At 59.9% G+C, this 17,445-nt stretch carries 16 protein-coding genes; 6 read left to right on the top strand and 10 right to left on the bottom strand.

Annotated features, from left to right (window positions below; translation table 11 throughout):
• Positions 1–54 precede the first annotated feature (54 nt).
• From BBJ66_RS28095 to BBJ66_RS28110, 4 genes are all read right to left on the bottom strand, one after another.
• Positions 55–780 (bottom strand): amino acid ABC transporter ATP-binding protein, encoded by a 726-nt coding sequence (locus BBJ66_RS28095; RefSeq protein WP_071091638.1) that lies wholly within the window; start codon positions 778–780, stop codon positions 55–57.
• Positions 773–1,426 (bottom strand): amino acid ABC transporter permease, encoded by a 654-nt coding sequence (locus BBJ66_RS28100; RefSeq protein WP_116429680.1) that lies wholly within the window; start codon positions 1,424–1,426, stop codon positions 773–775. The genes BBJ66_RS28095 and BBJ66_RS28100 overlap by 8 nt, the downstream gene beginning before the upstream one ends.
• A gap of 25 nt (positions 1,427–1,451) precedes the next feature.
• Positions 1,452–2,114, bottom strand: a complete 663-nt coding sequence (locus BBJ66_RS28105) for an amino acid ABC transporter permease (RefSeq protein ID WP_071091645.1) — start codon at positions 2,112–2,114, stop codon at positions 1,452–1,454.
• Positions 2,115–2,180: 66 nt separating this feature from the next.
• Positions 2,181–2,984 (bottom strand): transporter substrate-binding domain-containing protein, encoded by an 804-nt coding sequence (locus BBJ66_RS28110; protein WP_071091648.1) that lies wholly within the window; start codon positions 2,982–2,984, stop codon positions 2,181–2,183.
• 148 nt (positions 2,985–3,132) lie between these two features.
• Here BBJ66_RS28110 and BBJ66_RS28115 point away from each other — a divergent pair, with 148 nt between their 5' ends.
• The 5 genes from BBJ66_RS28115 to BBJ66_RS28135 all read left to right on the top strand — a co-directional run bounded on the left by BBJ66_RS28115 (position 3,133) and on the right by BBJ66_RS28135 (position 11,520).
• Positions 3,133–3,957 carry a helix-turn-helix domain-containing protein gene (locus tag BBJ66_RS28115; protein WP_116429676.1) on the top strand — a complete coding sequence of 275 codons (825 nt, stop codon included), beginning with the start codon at positions 3,133–3,135 and terminating at the stop codon, positions 3,955–3,957.
• A 133-nt stretch (positions 3,958–4,090) separates the two neighbouring features.
• Entirely contained in the window at positions 4,091–5,515 is a 1,425-nt protein-coding gene (locus tag BBJ66_RS28120) for an aspartate ammonia-lyase (RefSeq protein WP_071091654.1), read from the top strand.
• Positions 5,516–5,781: 266 nt separating this feature from the next.
• On the top strand, positions 5,782–7,188 hold the full coding sequence (locus BBJ66_RS28125; protein WP_071091657.1) for an APC family permease: 1,407 nt from the start codon (positions 5,782–5,784) through the stop codon (positions 7,186–7,188).
• 29 nt (positions 7,189–7,217) lie between these two features.
• Positions 7,218–8,003 carry an N-acyl homoserine lactonase family protein gene (locus tag BBJ66_RS28130; RefSeq protein WP_071091660.1) on the top strand — a complete coding sequence of 262 codons (786 nt, stop codon included), beginning with the start codon at positions 7,218–7,220 and terminating at the stop codon, positions 8,001–8,003.
• Between the two features lie 232 nt (positions 8,004–8,235).
• Complete coding sequence (locus BBJ66_RS28135; protein WP_071091663.1) at positions 8,236–11,520, top strand: GH36-type glycosyl hydrolase domain-containing protein; 3,285 nt, start codon at positions 8,236–8,238, stop codon at positions 11,518–11,520.
• Between the two features lie 3 nt (positions 11,521–11,523).
• Here the strand turns inward: BBJ66_RS28135 and BBJ66_RS28140 are convergent, their stop codons facing one another.
• The 6 genes from BBJ66_RS28140 to BBJ66_RS28160 all read right to left on the bottom strand — a co-directional run bounded on the left by BBJ66_RS28140 (position 11,524) and on the right by BBJ66_RS28160 (position 15,970).
• Positions 11,524–12,270, bottom strand: a complete 747-nt coding sequence (locus tag BBJ66_RS28140) for a FadR/GntR family transcriptional regulator (protein ID WP_071091666.1) — start codon at positions 12,268–12,270, stop codon at positions 11,524–11,526.
• A gap of 178 nt (positions 12,271–12,448) precedes the next feature.
• Positions 12,449–13,213, bottom strand: coding sequence for a 2-dehydro-3-deoxy-D-gluconate 5-dehydrogenase KduD (kduD, locus tag BBJ66_RS28145; protein ID WP_274534101.1), 765 nt, complete (start codon positions 13,211–13,213; stop codon positions 12,449–12,451).
• Positions 13,210–14,046 carry a 5-dehydro-4-deoxy-D-glucuronate isomerase gene (gene kduI / locus BBJ66_RS28150; protein WP_071091669.1) on the bottom strand — a complete coding sequence of 279 codons (837 nt, stop codon included), beginning with the start codon at positions 14,044–14,046 and terminating at the stop codon, positions 13,210–13,212. The genes kduD and kduI overlap by 4 nt, the downstream gene beginning before the upstream one ends.
• On the bottom strand, positions 14,031–14,477 hold the full coding sequence (locus BBJ66_RS35530) for a hypothetical protein (protein WP_244511758.1): 447 nt from the start codon (positions 14,475–14,477) through the stop codon (positions 14,031–14,033). The genes kduI and BBJ66_RS35530 overlap by 16 nt, the downstream gene beginning before the upstream one ends.
• Positions 14,478–14,652: 175 nt before the next feature.
• Positions 14,653–14,799 carry a DUF1127 domain-containing protein gene (locus BBJ66_RS28155; RefSeq protein WP_003594835.1) on the bottom strand — a complete coding sequence of 49 codons (147 nt, stop codon included), beginning with the start codon at positions 14,797–14,799 and terminating at the stop codon, positions 14,653–14,655.
• A gap of 190 nt (positions 14,800–14,989) precedes the next feature.
• Complete coding sequence (locus BBJ66_RS28160; protein ID WP_071091673.1) at positions 14,990–15,970, bottom strand: 3'-5' exonuclease; 981 nt, start codon at positions 15,968–15,970, stop codon at positions 14,990–14,992.
• 115 nt (positions 15,971–16,085) lie between these two features.
• Here BBJ66_RS28160 and BBJ66_RS28165 point away from each other — a divergent pair, with 115 nt between their 5' ends.
• Entirely contained in the window at positions 16,086–17,348 is a 1,263-nt protein-coding gene (locus tag BBJ66_RS28165) for a flavin monoamine oxidase family protein (protein WP_071091675.1), read from the top strand.
• The last annotated feature ends 97 nt before the right edge of the window (positions 17,349–17,445 follow it).

Here is a 17,445-nt window from a genome sequence, read left to right on the forward strand (position 1 = left end):
TTTCGGCTTCCTTCATCTATGTTTGAGACTTGATGATTTGCAACGCGTCCCCCGTTAACGGGCGCTGGCGTTCACGAATGTGGCCGTTTCAGGCTGCAATGGTGCTCCGAAGATTTGCTGCGGCGGACCAATTTCGTGGATTTTACCCTGGTGGAAGTACGCGACCCGGTTTGACACCTCCCGTGCGAAGGACATCTCGTGCGTCACGACGATCATGGTCATGCCTTCCGCCGAAAGCATGCGCATCGTATCCAGCACCTCACCGACGAGCTGCGGATCGAGGGCGGATGTCACCTCGTCGAAAAGCATATAGTCGGGTGACATTGCCAGCGCTCGGGCGATTGCCATTCGCTGCTGTTGGCCGCCAGACAAACGTGAAGGGTACACGTCGAGTTTGGTGGAAAGCCCGACGTGCTGAAGTTTTTCCTTTGCGATTGCCTCGGCTTCGGCTCGGCTCTTTTTCAGAACTTTGCGGGGCGCAAGCATCACGTTCTCCAAGACCGTCAGGTGAGGAAACGCGTTCCATTGCTGGAAAACGATTCCGATTTTGCACCGCAGTTTGTTGAGATTGGTCGAACCTGAATGCACGTCGACATTGTCTACGACAATTCTTCCGCTGTTGATCGGCTCCAGACCGTTGATGGTCATGAGCATCGTCGATTTCCCGGACCCGGACCCGCCGATCAGCGAAACGACCTCTCCCTTGTCGATCTTGAGCGATACGCCCTTCAGCACTTCAAGATTGCCGAAGGACTTATGAACATCGGTGATCTCAATCATTTTCTTGCCACTTCTTTTCGAGCCGCGCTCCCAGGCGGCCAATCGGGAAGCTGATCGCAAAATAGATCAGCCCGGTGATGAGGAGAATGAACATCGGCTCCTGGATGCGCGTGATGATGCTTTGAGAAGCCCGAAGCAGCTCCATGATGCCGATCCAACTGACAAGCGCCGTGTCTTTCATGACGCTCAAGGTCAGGCCGATCCAGCCTGGCAGTGATGTTCGAAGAGCAATCGGAAAGACGATGTTGGTGAGATCCTGGGACCAGGTCATTCCGAGAGACCGCGATGCTCGCCGAGTGTTCGGCGGGACGGCTTGGACACCGGCTCGCACGATCTCGGTGCAGTAAGCCGCGGTATAAATTGCCAGCATGACGCAGGCGATGGTGAACGGTGCCCAGTTCAGCCCGATCACTGATTTGAGTGAGTTGGCCATTACGAACTGGATGAGGAGCGGAATCGACCTGAAGACGTCGAGCACCGCTCCGATCGGCGCGTTGACCCAGGTCGGAGCACTTGCGCGGACCAAGCCAAGGACGAGACCGGCGAACGTTCCACCCAGGACTGCCCAGAACGTAATAATGAGGGTGGTCCCCGCCCCTTTCAGCATGAAGACTACGTCATACCGCGTCAGGGCCGTATCGAACAAAGAGGAAAAGTCCATGATTTCCTCCTCAGTACCGGAACAGACGCCAGGCGGCGAGCCGGGCCGACAACGTCACAAACTTGGCGATTGCGTAGTACATGAATGCTGCGACGACGTAGAACTCGAATGTCCGATATGTCTTCACGTTGAATTCCTGGGTCACCCCATTGAGGTCGCTGTTCAATCCGACGACAACCCCGAGTGAAGTCAGTAGGATCGCCCACACCATCTGGTTGGTTATCGGATAGAAAGTGACGCGGATCAGTTGCGGAAAGGTGATCAACCGAAATGCCTTGACCGGCCCCATTCCAAGCGATCTTGCCGCTCTCGTCTGTGTGGGCGGGATGGCACGCAAACCGCCCCGAAATGTCTCGGCCAGATATCCGGCATTGTTGAACGCGATCCCCGCCAACAGAGCCGTCATGCTCCCAAGCTGAATCCCAAACGAACCAAGGCCGAAGTAGAACATGTAAATCTGAAACAGGGCCGGTGTATTGCGTGCAAGCTCGATCCAGGTGGTCGCGGCTCCGCGCACAAACTTCGACTTGGATTCCCCGGCCAATGCCAGGAGAACGGCAAAAACCACCCCAATCACCATCGAAGCGATGGCGATTTCAAGTGTCACAACGGCACCATAGAGCATATCGGGCAATGCTCGCTGTACCGCCGTCCAATGGAACTTGTAATTCATTTGACGAGTAACTCCCTCGGGGCAGCTGGGGTCAGGTGCAAGCATCCTGACCCCGATCGTTCGCCCTTATCGGTAAACGTTCGGCACGCTGAGAGAGGCTGGCTTGCCGCCGATCCACTTGGTGTACAGCTCGTCGTAGCGACCCGTGCGCGACTGCTGGTTGATGAAGAGGTTCAGATAGTTGAGCAAACCGTACTGTTCGCGAGGGGCCATCAGGCCGACGTAGTCGATAACGTAGGGAGCATCGCCGACCACCTGGAACTCAGGGTACTGCTTTGCTGCGGCGGCAGCCAACGTGGACGGCAGGATGGTGGCCTGAATTTGGCCTTGCTTCATCGCGAGGTAAGTATCGGCCTGAGACTGAAAGCCTTTGTATTCGCCACCGGCATTCCACTTTTCGACGTCTGTCTTGAGCGTCAGACCTTCGGCCGAGCCGGCAGGCGTGCCGACCACCTTGCCCTTCAGGTCTTCGTACGTCTTGATATTCGCGTCGCTGCGAGCGAGAATTACCGAGGTGAACGCGAAATAGGGAACAGTGAAGCCAATCGTCTTCGCGCGTTCCAAGGTGTCGGACGCTGAGGCAACGGCGATGTCGGCGCGGCCTGAAAGCAGGGCTGGAATGCGGTCGCCGAGAGGCGTTTCGACGATCTCCGGTTCGACGCCGAGAGCCTTGGCCAGGTCCTTGCACGTGTCGACATCGAAACCGGTCGGCTCCTGCTTCTCATCGCGGAAACCCATCGGCGCAAAGTCGAGCATGACCGCGCACCGCAGTTTTCCCGATTCAATGATATCGTCCAGATTGTCGGCGTATGAAGCACCGGTTGATGCACCAAGGACCAGAGCAGAGGCCAGAAGGTATGAGATTTTCATTTGCGTTCCCCAAAGTTGTCAGCAAAAAGCTGGCTTGACGGCGGGGATGATGCCTTTCAGCAATAGCGCGAACAATTTCGCATGACCTTGATTTGCGAAGCATTATGGCGCAATGTGTGCGTCAAGTTGCATCAGGGTGGAGAGTGCCTTGGACCATAGCCAGCGTGACGCGCGGATATTCGGGGCCAACCTGCGCACGCTCTGTGAACGGCAGGGCTCGATATCTGCCATATGCCGCAAGATCGCTATAAACCGGCAGCAGTTTAACAAGTACCTGTCGGGCACGCATGTTCCGTCTGACGCGAACCTGCGTCTCATCGCAAATCATTTCGGACTCAGCACCGCCATTCTTTTTTCCGATCCGGATGAACTGCGGACTCTGGTTGATGGAAACTTCTTCCATGCCATGATGACCGCAAAACAGATGCAAAAAATGCCAGGATTTGTCTCTGACATGGTGGTTGGAACGACTGCCTATGAGGACGACCTTGTCGGCGTCTACGACCGGTACCAATACTCTTCGATCTACAAAGGTTCGGTTCTGAAGTCGGTGTTCTGCATCTATCGAAACGGTGAGTTTCTCCAGCATTATTACGTCGAGCGCTTCCCGAGCTACGACGCTCCGAACAAGGCTGAGTACATTTTTAAATATTACGGCCTCTGCTTTGCCCTTGAGGACCGGGTCTTCACAATAGATGTCGAGGGTATTCAAAAGAACGAGATGACATCGGGCGTTTTCGCGGCGGTCAAGCGCAACACCAAGAAGTTCATGTACGGAATTGGCAGCGGTATCGCGGCCACCCAATTCCGCCAGCCTTACGCGACGAAGGTCGTGCTCCACTATCGAGGGCCGGGGCTTATCAAGCGAGAACACCTTGCCCAGTGCACCGTCCTTGAAGCAACCTCTCCTCGCATTCCACGAGAAGTCCTCCAATATCTTGGAGAAGACGGAGACATGATTTATTCGCGCTAACGACACAGTGACGCAATGATGAGCATTTGGTGCGTCCCATTGCTTCTATAAAGTTGAACGTAACAAATTGATCGATTTAACGACGACCGACAATTTCCGCTGAATCTCAATGACTCAGCGGAGACAGCAGTCAATGTCGGATGCGATACAAACGAAGCGGACGGAGCAAGACCCTCTGGGCGCGGTGGAAATTCCTGCCGCTGCCTATTACGGACCTCAAACAGCCCGCGGCATAGCGAACTTTCCGATATCCGGCATCCCGATCAGCCATTTCCCGACATTCATCCGGGCGCTCGCCCTCGTGAAGAAGGCAACTGCTCGCGCCAACGCCCGTCTGGGCGATCTCGATGCAGGCAAAGCCGGCGTGATCGCACAGGCGTGTGACGACATAGCCGCCGGAAAACTCGATGGCGAGTTTCCTCTCGACGTCTTTCAGGGCGGTGCCGGGACCTCCGCCAATATGAATGTGAATGAGGTGATCGCGAACCGGGCGCTTGAATTGATGGGCCTGCCGCGCGGCCGTTACGATGTCGTCCACCCGAACAATGACGTCAATCTTTCGCAATCAACCAACGATGTCTATCCGACGGCAATAAGGCTTGCGATCCTGCTCTCCTACGGAAAACTTCGAGAAGGTCTTGAGCTTCTGGCAGCCGAATTCGAGGCGAAGGCGGAGAGCTTCGGCGACATCATCAAACTCGGCAGAACGCAGTTGCAGGACGCCGTGCCGATGACGCTGGGGCAGGAGTTTCAGGCCTTCTCGACGACCCTTAGGGAAGATGTCGCCCGGCTAGCCGAGATTGCGGGCTTCTTCTACGAGATCAATCTTGGTGGCACGGCCATCGGTACCGGCATCAATACCAGCATTGAGTATCAAGCGCTTGCGGTCGAAGAACTGCGAGAGATAACCGGGCTGCCGTTGATCTCCGCAGGAAATCTTATCGAGGCGTGCTGGGACACCGGGGCATTCGTCTTGTTCTCCGGGATGCTGAAACGCACGGCGACGAAACTCTCGAAGATTTGCAATGACCTGCGCCTCTTGTCCAGCGGCCCCCGCGGCGGCTTGAACGAAATTAACTTGCCGCCCTTGCAGCCCGGTTCATCGATCATGCCCGGCAAAGTAAACCCTGTCGTGCCCGAGGTCGTCAATCAGGTCGCCTTTCAGATTATCGGATATGATCTGACCATCACGTTGGCGTCCGAGGCGGGTCAGCTGCAGTTGAACGTCATGGAGCCGGTCATCAGCTACAATATGCTGCATTCATTGGAGCTTCTGACAAACGCGGTCGAAGTGTTGCGAACGAAGTGCATCGCCGGAATCACCGCCAATCCGGAAGTATGCCGGCAGCATCTGGAGGCGAGTACCGCCGTTGCCACCGCCCTCACTCCCTTTATCGGCTATGAGCGGGCGGCGGACCTCGCCAAGCAGGTTTTGGCCACTGGAAAGACCATCCGACAGGCATTGGCCGAAGACCCCGTCCTTTCAACGAGTTTGATCGCCCGCGCGACTGACCCGAGCGTTTTGACAAGGCCATCGCGAGGCGGGGAAAACGTCTAAGTCAGCGGATTTTCCCCCAGCGCCATTTCGCAACGGCTTTGCCCCGCCTCACAACCAGCGATGCGGGGCAAAACCGCATTTCGCTGCACACGAGAAACATCATTCGCTTCTGAAGCAAGCTGACGCAGAAGGTAGTCCAATCTGCGTCGCATAATCGTTAGCTGCGAAATTGCATGCGCACGACCCCGAACCGACACTTCGTCTCCAATGCATAAGACCGGCAACAAGCCGGCAAAGTGGAACATTGCAAACAGGAGATGATAACAATGGCGAGTTCACATGTCGTCGACGCAATAGACCCCAAACGAAACGTCGGGTTTTGGGAGGCTGTCGCGCAGTCCGCTGCCCTGGTCAGCCCAGCCGTCGGCCTGACCGCTGGTAACGTTTATGTTGCGCAATATGCTGGTTTTGCCTCGCCTCTGACGTTTGTCACCGCGTTCGTGATCTGCGTTGCAATCGCAAGGGTCATAAGCGGTTATGCTTCGAGGATTACCGTCGCCGGATCCTTCTATACCTATCTCACGCAGACCTTCGGTCCCGTTGCCGGTTTTGTCAGCGGCGCCATGCAGCTCGGCGCCTACCTTATACTGTTGATTTTCCAACCTCTGTTCTTCGCGACCTTCATGACCAGCACGTTCCCGGCGCTTGGGGGACATTGGGCGATCTGGGCATGTGCGATCTGCGCATTCAGCGTCATCCTGACGATTTCCGGTGTAAGGCTGTCGTTGCGGGCCGGGTTGCTGCTGCTCGCGATTGAAATGAGCGCCTTCACAGTCCTGGCGGTCATCATTCTCCTCAAGGGCGGCGCGGACGGCCATTCCATCACACCGTTTCTGCCGTCCGCCAGTTTGCAGGGTTTTTCCGGCCTTTTGCTGGGAAATGTCTTCACAATCTTCGCCTTCGTCGGCTTCGAGTCCGCCACGACACTCAGCGGTGAGGTCAGAAACCCTTCGAAAACGATCCCGCGTGCGGTTATGGCCACCACGGTCGTTCTCGGGGCTTTCTTCGTTCTTCTCACCTATTGCGAAGTTATCGGCTTCGGCATCAATGAGAGTGGCCTGAAGGAACTGACGACGAACAGCAGCCCCTTTGCTGATCTCGCCAGCCGTTTCGGCGGATCGGGTCTTCAACTCTTCATCATCTGCGCGACCGGCTTCAGTCTTCTCGCGCTGAATCTCGTCACGATGAGCGCGGCCGCAAGGCTGATCTCGGCTCTTGGTCGCGATCGTTTTCTTCCCGCCTGGCTTGCGCAACAGAACAAGGCGGGCGCTCCGGCAAACGCCGCTGTGACACTGGGCGTTTTGGCGGCCCTGACAGCCGTTATCTTAGGAAGTGAATACACGCCGGAAAGCGTTGGCGGCTGGACATCGTTCCTTGCCACCCTGTTTTTCATCATCAGCTATGCAATGCTGATCATTGGTCTTCCCATCTTCATCAAGCGCCGCTTCCCGAATGAGTTCAACGCATTCGAGCACGCAGTCATCCCCGCCCTGGCGTTTGCAGGTGTCGCACTGGTCGCATACGGCAACATATACCCGTTCCCGGCCGCACCGCTTGGATATTTCGTCTATGTCGCTCTGCTCTGCGTGCTGATCGCTGTCGCATTTGCCTGGGCGATTCAGGTCAGAGACCCTGATCGCCTCAGCAGGATTGCCCAGACTTTGGGCGACTGAAATCAGATACCAGCAAGGACTAGAGTCAAATGTTCAAGCGGCTTCACGCCTTCCACTGCGGATACGAACGCTTTCCGAATGCGATTTTCGATCCGTTTTCATCCGACCCCGCCGGTCTGAGGGAGATCCCTTATTTTATCTACCTCATTGAGCACTCCGACGGGCTCGTTCTATTCGACACCGGTGCTCATCCCAACCTGATTGCCGATATCACCGCATATCTGGGGCCGGAGGCAGAGAACTGGGGAATTGAGGTCCACCCTTCCGACGATGCCCGCGAAAAGCTGAAGTCGATTGGAATCTGGCCGACCGATGTCGAACACGTCGTGCTGTCTCACCTGCACTATGACCATGCAGGCGGCATGACGTCCTTTCCGAACGCTCAGTATTGGATACAGCGACCGGAATGGGAGTTCGCGGCAGAGCCAGCGATCTACCAGGAGGGTCTCTATATCCGTTCTGAATACGATGTGCCGTCAAGCCGACTGAACCTTGTCGATGGTCAGCAGGACATGTTCGGCGATGGCAGCTTGATCCTGGTACCGACACCTGGCCATTCGCCCGGACACCAGTCTCTTTTGATCAAAGGAAACTGCACAAGCTATATTCTTGCGGGAGATGCTGCTTACGAGCCCGATCTTGAAGACATAGCCCGCCTGCCCGCAGCATCGCTCGCATGGTCCCCGAGCGCAATGGTCGAAAGCCGGTTAACTCTAAGACGGCTACGCGACGAGCATAAGTCCGAGGTTCTTTGCGCGCATGACATCAACTTCAGAACCAATGTACGGCTGGCACCTGCGGCGTCGTATGAATAGCTCCTCCCGAGCCGTCAACGAACGCGATCGTTGACGAGAGACACCCGCGCCGCTTGCGGCGCGGGTGTCTCTCTTTTCCCGGACCTGTTTCGTTTAGGACCAGTGGTTGCTTCGCTAAATCTCAATTCGTGAGTGACGACAGCTTGCCGATCGACCCGCCGCCGGTAAGATTTCTCTCAATCATTTTGCGTCATCCTCCAATTCCTCTTTGAAGCCAATTCACGAGATAGCAATGGCCCAGGACCTTACCCGCAGTTTTCAGATGCCCCGGCGCGAACAACTTGGCCTGTTGACGATCGCCAACGGCTCCGGCCTGTCGATATCGGCGCTGCCGAACGGCACGCTGTTTGCCATCGAATACGCCGACGACAAGGGAGCGGTGCAGATCAATCAGATCCAGGGCTCGCCTTTGTTCGGCGGCATCGGCCGGCTTTATCTGCGCGTCGGCGGCAAAAGGCCCGATGTCGTGGAAATTGTCGGGCCGGGCGCCGATGGCGGCTTCGGGCACGATGCGACGAGCTTTTCCTGGAGCGGCGAAGCCGGCGATATCGGCTACAACGTCCGTCTGGCGCTTCATCCCTCCGAAACGGCCTGGTTCTGGCGGGTATCCGTCCGGCATCTCAAGGATCAAACGGTACCGGTGGATGGGGTGCTGATGCAGGACGTCGGTCTGGGCGATCGCGGCTTCCTGATGAACAGCGAAGCCTATGCCTCGCAATATGTCGATCACCACATCGCCAATCACCGGATATTCGGCCCTGTGGTGATGAACCGGCAAAATCTCAAACAGGGCGGCGGCCGCAATCCCTGGCTCGTTCAGGGCTGCCTGGATGGGGCGGCGGCCTATGCCACGGATGCGATCCAGCTGGTGCAGGCGAAAGACCGTCTCGGCGATCTGCCGGTCGGCCCCTTCGGCACCAGCCTGCCGAGCGAACGGCGGCAGCAGGAGACGGCCTGCCCGGCCATCCAGTCGAAATCGCTCTCCGGTCCGGCAAGCGGCGCGACTGCGACCTTCTTCGCCATCTTCGCCGCCGATCATCCCGAGGCGTCGAGCGATGCCGACCTGTTACGGCTCGATGGCCTTGCCGGCCTGGAGGGCGCCGCCGCCGATCTCGCTGAGACGGCGCCGGTCCGCAGCCTGCTCCAGGATGCTGCCTTGCTGAAGGTCGAACCGTTGGACAAAAAGGCGATTGGCCAGCTCTATCCGCAGCGGAGTCTGGAGGAGCGCGCCGACGGAAAGCTGCTTTCGTTTTTCGTGCCGGACGGCGCTTTGAATCGCCACGTCGTCCTGCGCGAAAAGGAACTTTTGGTGGCGCGCCGCCACGGCGCGATCGTGCGCAGCGGTCAGAATATGCTGCTCGACGATAGGACACTTGCCGCGACCTGCTGGATGCAGGGCATTTTCGCCGCGCAGCTGACGATCGGCAACACCTCCTTCCACAAGCTCTTTTCCGTCTCCCGCGACCCCTACAACCTGACGCGCGCCAGCGGCTTGCGTATCATGGTCGATGTCGGCGCCGGCTGGCAGTTGCTGGCGGTGCCGTCGGCTTTCGAAATGGGCCTCAGCGACTGCCGCTGGATCTACAAGTGCACGGACCGCACGATCACCGTAACGGCGGTCGCTTCCGGCGTGGATGCGGCGATGCAATGGGCCGTGTCCGTCGAGGGCAAGCCCTGCCGCTTCCTGGTGTTCGGTCATGTCGTGCTCGGCGAGCGCGAATATGATGCCGGCGGGCAGATCGAATTCGATCCCGCGCGCAAACGTATTTCCTTCCGGCCGGATCCTGCCTGGCTCTGGGGCGAGCGTTATCCCGATGCTGGCTATTGGCTGGTGAGTTCGACGCCCGATGCCATCGAAGAGATCGGCGGCGACGAACTGCTTTATACCGACGGCATTGCCCGCGATGGCGCCTTCGTCGCCCTGCGCTCCCGGCCGACGCAGGCGTTCTCCTTTGCCGTCGTCGGCTCGATGACCGATGCTGAAGAAGCCGCGCGGCTGGCAGAGCGTTACGAAGCCGGCGTCAGCGACGAAGCGATGCTGGCGCCGGCCTCGACATTCTGGCGCAACGCCGTGCGCGGCCTGGCGATCGCCAGCCCTTCGCCCGATCTTGCCGCGCAGACGACGCTGCTGCCCTGGCTCGCGCATGACGCCATCGTGCATCTGAGCGTGCCGCACGGCCTCGAGCAATATACCGGTGCCGCCTGGGGCACACGCGATGCCTGCCAGGGCCCGATCGAATTCCTGCTCGCCTACGAGCATGATCGTGAGGCCAAAGAGGTGCTGAAAACCGTCTTCAGCGAACAATATCTGAAAGACGGCGACTGGCCGCAATGGTTCATGCTGGAGCCCTATGCCAATATCCGGGCGGGCGACAGCCATGGCGATATCGTCGTCTGGCCGCTGAAGGCGCTCTGCGACTATATCGAAGCGACCGGCGATCTCGCCGTCCTCGATGAGAAGGTCTCGTGGCGCGACGAAAAGACCATGCAGAAGTCTGAGAAGGCGAGCTCTATTGCCATCCACGTGGAAAAGCTGCTCGATACCGTCCGCGAACGCTTCATCCCGGGAACGCATCTGATCCGCTATGGCGAGGGAGATTGGAACGACTCGTTGCAGCCGGCCGATCCGCATCTGCGCGACTGGATGGTCAGCAGCTGGACCGTTGCCCTGCTCTATGAGCAGATCGTCCGTTACTCCGCAATCCAGCGCCGCCTCGGCCATGGCGAAAAGGCCAAGTCGCTCAGGAAGATCGCAACGGCGATGCGCCGGGATTTCAACCGCCATCTCATCCGTGACGGCGTCGTGGCCGGTTACGGCATCTTCGATCCCGCCCATGACGGCGTCGAATTGCTGCTGCATCCGAGCGACCGGCGCACCGGCCTCTCTTTCTCGCTGATCTCGATGACGCAGGCAATGCTCGGCCGGCTGTTCACGCCGGCGCAGAGACAGGATCATATGAAGCTGATCAGGAAGCATCTGCTCTTTCCCGACGGCGTGCGGCTGATGGAAAAGCCCGCGACCTATGCCGGCGGACCCGAGACGCTGTTTCGCCGCGCCGAATCCTCCTCCTTCTTCGGCCGTGAGATCGGGCTGATGTATGTGCATGCGCATCTGCGCTACTGCGAAACGCTGGCGCTCGATGCCGAGGCGGATGAGCTCTGGAAAGCGATATCAGTCGTCAATCCGATTGCCGTCACCCATGCGCTTCCGCATGCCTCGCTGCGTCAGCGCAACACCTATTTCAGCAGCAGCGATGCGGCTTTCCATGACCGCTATCAAGCGGCTGCCGAATGGCAGCGCGTCAAGGCGGGAAAGGTTGCCGTCGACGGCGGCTGGCGCATCTATTCGAGTGGGCCCGGGCTCTACACCCGGAGCTTCGTCGAAAATATCCTGGGCTTCAAACGGCGCTTCGGCCGGCGCAGACGCAAGCCGCTGCTGCCGGAGGTTCACGCCTCCGTCGATCTGCAGACCGATCACGCCGCCTGGCGGCGGTTGAAGCCGAAGCCGCAGGCCTGACCGTCACGAAGACGTGCTGGCGTCGCGCAGCTCTTCGAAGCGGGCGGCGCTCTTCGACAGGTGGCTGCGGATGGCGCGGCGCGCGGCGGCCTCGTCGCCGTTGCGGATCGCCGTGAATATGGCGTGATGTTCCCGGCGCATGCGCGCCGCATGACGCTTGCGCTCGGTGACCGTCATCTTGTCCAGGCGCGCCCATTGCCGCGGCACCATGATGTCGCCGAACGTATCGAACAGGCGACTGTAATAGGAATTCTGGGTCGCGACCAGAATGGACCGGTGGAAGGCGTAGTCCTCCTGTGCGCCGTATCCGCCCTCTTCGAGCGCCTTGTCGAGGGCATCGAGCCGATCCTGCATGCGGTCGAGGTCTTCCTGCCTGCGCCGCAGCGCGGCAAGACCGGCGGCTTCATATTCGACCCCGATACGCAGCTCCAGCACGCGCAGCACGTCGTCGATCGACTGCAGGTCGTTCGGAATGATCGAGAAGGATCTCGCCATCGGGTCGTTCGAGACGAAAGCCCCAAGTCCTTGCCGCGTGGTGATCAGCCCCTTGGCGCGCAGCGTGGCGAGCGCTTCGCGAACGATCGTCCGGCTGACGCCGGTCGCCCGCATGATCGCCTGTTCGGTCGGCAGGCGTTGACCGGGCTTCAGATCGCCGGACTCGATCTGCGCCATCAGCGTGTCGGCAAGGCCGCTGCGCAGGTTGGGCGGCTGGCGCATCATGTTGAAGACCGCGTTGTCCCTGTCCGTCATCCCTGTCGAATCCTGCCTGTCGATGTGGCGGCGCCGGCCCCATTTCCTGTTGCTAACGCATGCCGGCAGGAAAGGCAAAACGGTGCCGGTCCCGGCAGTTCCATGCCGGCAAGGCCGCGCGTCTTCTCAAACGCGCGGGCGCCGTCGCATTTTCAATGTTGCCGCTCCGTGGAACGGATCAGCGCGCCAGCCAACCGCCATCGACCGGCAGCACCGTTCCATGCACGTAATCGGAGGCCGCCGATGCCAGGAACACGGCAGCGCCGCCGAGTTCGGCAGGCGTTCCCCAGCGCCCGGCCGGAATACGCGAAAGGATGGTGGCGTTGCGGTCGGCATCCTCGCGCAGCGCCGTGGTATTGTTGGTGACGAAGTAACCCGGCGCGATGGCGTTGACGTTGACGCCCTTGCCGGCCCATTCGCAGGCAAGCAGCTTGGTCAATCCGGCCAGGCCGCTTTTCGAGGCGGTATAGGACGGGATGCGAATGCCGCCCTGGAAGGAGAGCAGCGAGGCGATGTTGATGATCTTGCCCCTGCCCTTCTCGACCATGTGGCGGCCGGCCGCCTGCGACAGGAAGAAGGCCGTCTTCAGGTTGACGTCGATCACCGCGTCCCAGTCTTCCTCGGTGAAATCAAGCGCATCGGCGCGGCGGATGATGCCGGCATTGTTGACGAGGATGTCGAGGCCGCCGAAGGTCTTGATCGTCTCCTCGACGATCCCCTTGACCGGCTCGATCGTGCCGAGATCGGCCTTGACGACGTGGAAGCGACTGCCCGCAGCTCTCACCAGCGCCTCGGTTTCGTCCATCGAGGAGCGCCCGACGGCGACGATCGCCGCACCGGCCTCGGCCAGTGCGGCGGCAATCGCCTGGCCGATGCCGGTATTGGCGCCGGTGACGACGGCAGTCCGGCCTGTGAGGTCGAAGGGATTGGCCACGGCGCTCACCTCAGATCCGCAATGGCGATGTGATCCATGTCGGTGAAGCTCTTATTGTCGCCGGCCATCGCCCAGATGAAGCTGTAATTCTTGGTGCCGGCGCCCGAATGGATCGACCAGGGCGGCGAGATGACCGCCTGCTCGTTGGCGACGAGCATATGCCGGGTCTGCTGCGGCTCGCCCATGAAGTGGAAGACACGCTGGTCGGTTTCGAGATCGAAATAGAGATAGGCTTCCATGCGGCGGTCATGCGTATGGGCCGGCATGGTGTTCCAGACGCTGCCCGGCTCGATCATGGTGAAGCCGAGAGTGAGCTGGCAGGACTGGCAGACATCAGGATGGATGAACTGGTAGATCGACCGCTTGTTGGCCGTGGCGGCTTCGCCCGGCGTCAGGTGGCGGGCCTTTTCGCGGGTGAGCAGCACGGTCGGATGCGTCTGATGCGCGGGCGTCGAGACCAGATAGAACTTTGCCGGATTGGCGGCATCGGCGCTCTCGAAGCGGATGTCCTTGGCGCCCTTGCCGGCATAGAGGCAATCATATTTGGCAAGATCGTAGCTGGTGCCGTCGACGATGATGCGGCCGGCGCCGCCGATGTTCAGCGCGCCGAGTTCACGCTCGGCCAGGAAGGTTTCCTGCCCGATCGCCGTCGGCGCCGTCAGCGGCAGTCCATCGGCCAGCGGCGTCGCGCCGCCGATCACCATGCGATCGTAATGGGAATAAGTCAGCCGGATCTCGCCGCCCGCAAAGACGGTTTCCACCAGAAAGTGACGCCGCAGCGTCTCGGTGTCGTAATTGCGCACGGCCTCGGGATGGGAGGCATGCCTCACGTCGATCTGCATGTCAAAATTCCTTCAGTTTCGTTGTCGTCAAGCGTCGTGCTCCAGCGAAGCCGGATCCGTTCGTCGATCCGTTTCGCTCGGAAGTGAACCGAATGGTTACATAGTTGTACGACAAATTCGGAGTCAATATGTTTCTGCAGCACGCGGCCACAACTGGCGGCGATCTCAGAAATCACCAGCAAAATCAGGGATAAGCAGGAAAGAGCCACCATCGCTAGATAACGGATGGCGAGCCGTGGTTTTCGCCGCGATCGGCCAAAAACGAAAAAGCCTGCCGCGGGAGGAGGTGCGGCAGGCTTTCGAAAAAAAACCGAACGACAGCTGGGAGGAGGAGTGCTGCCGTTCCCGCAGACGACCCTGGGAGGAGGATGGGGCGCCTGCATCTCGAAGGGATGCGGGAGGAGGTGCATCGCTTCGATGGAAATAATCATACTTATTTCTTGCTCAGTTGGTAGGCATTTCTTTGCAGGGCAGCTATGCGTTATGCGAAAAGCGGGCGGCTCGATCACGTGGTCCCGGCCTGCCTGAAGCACAAAAGCAAAGCGCCCGCTTCTGAAGAAAGCAGGCGCTGGCCGAACTCTTAATAAATGCTTAGTCTACAGGCCGTTAGCGGGCGATGGCAGCGCGAGCGACGTTGCGGATGTCGCCGCGGCCGATGCCGAGGTCGTCCAGTTCGCGCGCGGACATACGGCCCAGTTCAGCGACCGTCTGACGGTACTTGCGCCAGTTGTTAAAAGAGCGTGCTACGTTCATGATGATCCCCTTTCCGTGGGCTTTCGAAGCCTAGCTGCCAGTCCTTGGCGCTTCGTTCGCTTCGATGAGAGGTATATAATACGAGCCGTTCGATAGTTGCAGCGCCAATGCATCACTGCACCTATGCGAAGTTTGCATGGGTCGTCATATTCGGGGCGTATTTCCGATCAGGATCCGAACCGCTTCGCGGTCAGAGTTTGAAGCGATCGAAGGCCGTCAGCCGCACAATCGGCGGCTCCGCCTCTTTCCAGCGGTAAATTTCCGAGCGCAGATAGGAAAGCTCGTCGTCGAGATCGTCTTCGCCGACTTCAATCCACCAGGACTTCAGCCGGCCATCGCTTCCGTCCGACCAGCGATAACCCCTCGCCTTCAGATGGTCCTTCATCTCGAACGGGCTGTGTTCGGCAAAGATCCGGATGCGTGAGCGCTGGCTGGCGCGGTAAAGCTCGGCAAACGGGCTTTCGCCGTCGCCCTGCTCCCGATCGAGGATTTCCAGCAACGCGTGGCAGTCGTCCACCGCGCGATGGCCGTCATGGAAATAACCGGCCTGGCCGACGAGATAGCCGAGCTTGGTGCCTTCGAAGCCGCGGGCGCTCCAGTCGATCTCCGACACCGAGCATGCCCAGGCCTTGCCGGCGAAAATCCTTGAGAAGGCTTCGCAGAACGGCCGGTCGAAGCCGGCATTGTGGGCGATGATCAGGTCCGCCGGCTCGATCAGGGCGCTCAACGATCTGCTGTCGATGACCTGGCCTTCGACCATCGCGTCGGTAATGCCGGTCAGCCGGGTAATCTCCGGCGGGATCGGCCGCGACGGCTGCTGCAGGCCGCCATAGATGCCGACGATATCGCCGATCCCGCCCCCATCGTCGAATGTAAAGGCGACGGCGCCGATTTCGATGATCTCGTCGCTGCGGTGATTGAGACCGGTCGTCTCCGTATCGAGAATGACGCCGAGCCGCGAAAACTCCGGCCGCCTGGCCGCTGCAATCGGCCGGGCGGTCAGCTTTCTCAAAATGCGATAATTGCCGCTCTCTTCAAGCGTCCGCGCCATGTCCTCATCGGAACTGGCGGCCAGCTGCGACAGCGGCCGGCGCGAGGGAGCGCGCGCCTTCGTCACCTGCTGCGACGGCTTGGCAAACATGTCGAGTTGCGAATCTCTCTGCACGCTCATCGAACCTGTATGTCACGCAGACGCGGTTTAATCCATCGCACGCGGCGCTATCCCCAGCCCTTGCCTTTCATGGAGATGAAAGATTAGCTGAGCGCGAGCAGCCAAAGGAAAAGCCATGCCCGGTGACAGCGGTAAGGGTGTCGAACAGGACGTCGTCATCATCGGCGCCGGCGCCGCCGGCATTGCCGCCGCCCGACGCCTGCAGGCGATTCGCCCGGATCTCTCGATCCTCCTGCTTGAGGCCGGCGATCGTCTCGGCGGCCGCGCCTGGAGCGTCGGACTGCCTGGCGCTATCGCGGTCGACCTCGGCTGCGGCTGGCTGCATGGGGCGCGAACCAATGCCTGGACCGGTCTTGCCGGCGAGGTGGGGTTGACGGTCGACCGTACACCGGCGCCATGGAACGGCGGTCGGCGGCTGCAGCGCGACGATGCGGAAACCCAGGCCGCGCAAGAGGCGATCGGCGCCTATTTCGAACGGCTCGACAGTCATGAAGGCGATGACACCGATCTGGCCGCGATGCTCGAACCCGGCAATTCCTGGAACGGCCAGATCCGTGCGATCGGCACCTATATCACCGGCGCCGAGCTGGAACGCTCGTCGGTCGTCGACTACAACAGATATGACCCAGGCCCTGGCCCCGATTGGCGGGTGCGCGAGGGCTATGGAACATTGATCTCCCGTTACGGCAGGCCGGTTCCAACAAGGCTCGGCGTCGAAGTGACGCGGATAAATCACCGCCCTGCCGACCGTATCGACGTTGAGATGAACCAGGGTGGGGTCAGCGCCCGTGCGGTGCTGGTGACCGTTTCGACGAATGTGCTTGCCGCCGGCAGGATCGCCTTCGACCCTCCCTTGGCCGACAAGATCGAGGCGGCGTCGCGCCTGCCGCTCGGGCTCGCCGACAAGCTGTTCCTCAGGCTTGCAAATCAGGAGGCGCTGCCGGCCGATACCCATATGCTCGGTTCCATCAGCCGTGCTGCCACCGGCACCTATCAGCTCCGGCCGCTCGGCGCTCCTGTCGTCGAAGCCTATTTTGCCGGCGACCTCGCGCATGATCTGGAGCGAGAGGGAAAAGAGGCCGCCTTTGCCTTCGCCGGGGATGAACTGGCGGCACAATTCGGCGCCGATATCCGCAAGCAATTGTCGGTGGCAGCGATCTCGGCCTGGGCCGCGGCACCTCATATCGGCGGCTCCTATTCCTATGCCGAGCCGGGCGCCTCCGAGCTGCGCGGGGTCCTCGCCGCACCGCATGACCAGCGGATCTTCTTTGCCGGCGAAGCCTGTTCGCGCTCGCGTTATTCGACGGCGCATGGCGCCTTTGAGACCGGTGTCGCAGCAGCCGATCTGATCGACGGCTCTCTTTCGAAAAATCAGTAGCTGCCACCGACTGCGCGGCCGGCGGGAATAATTTTTCCCTCTTGTGGCAGAGGCGGGATTGGTTATGCTGCCCTCGCCCCTGCGCTTGAGCCCAGGG

This window comes from Rhizobium sp. RSm-3 (assembly GCF_001854685.1).
Lineage (GTDB): Bacteria > Pseudomonadota > Alphaproteobacteria > Rhizobiales > Rhizobiaceae > Rhizobium > Rhizobium ecuadorense.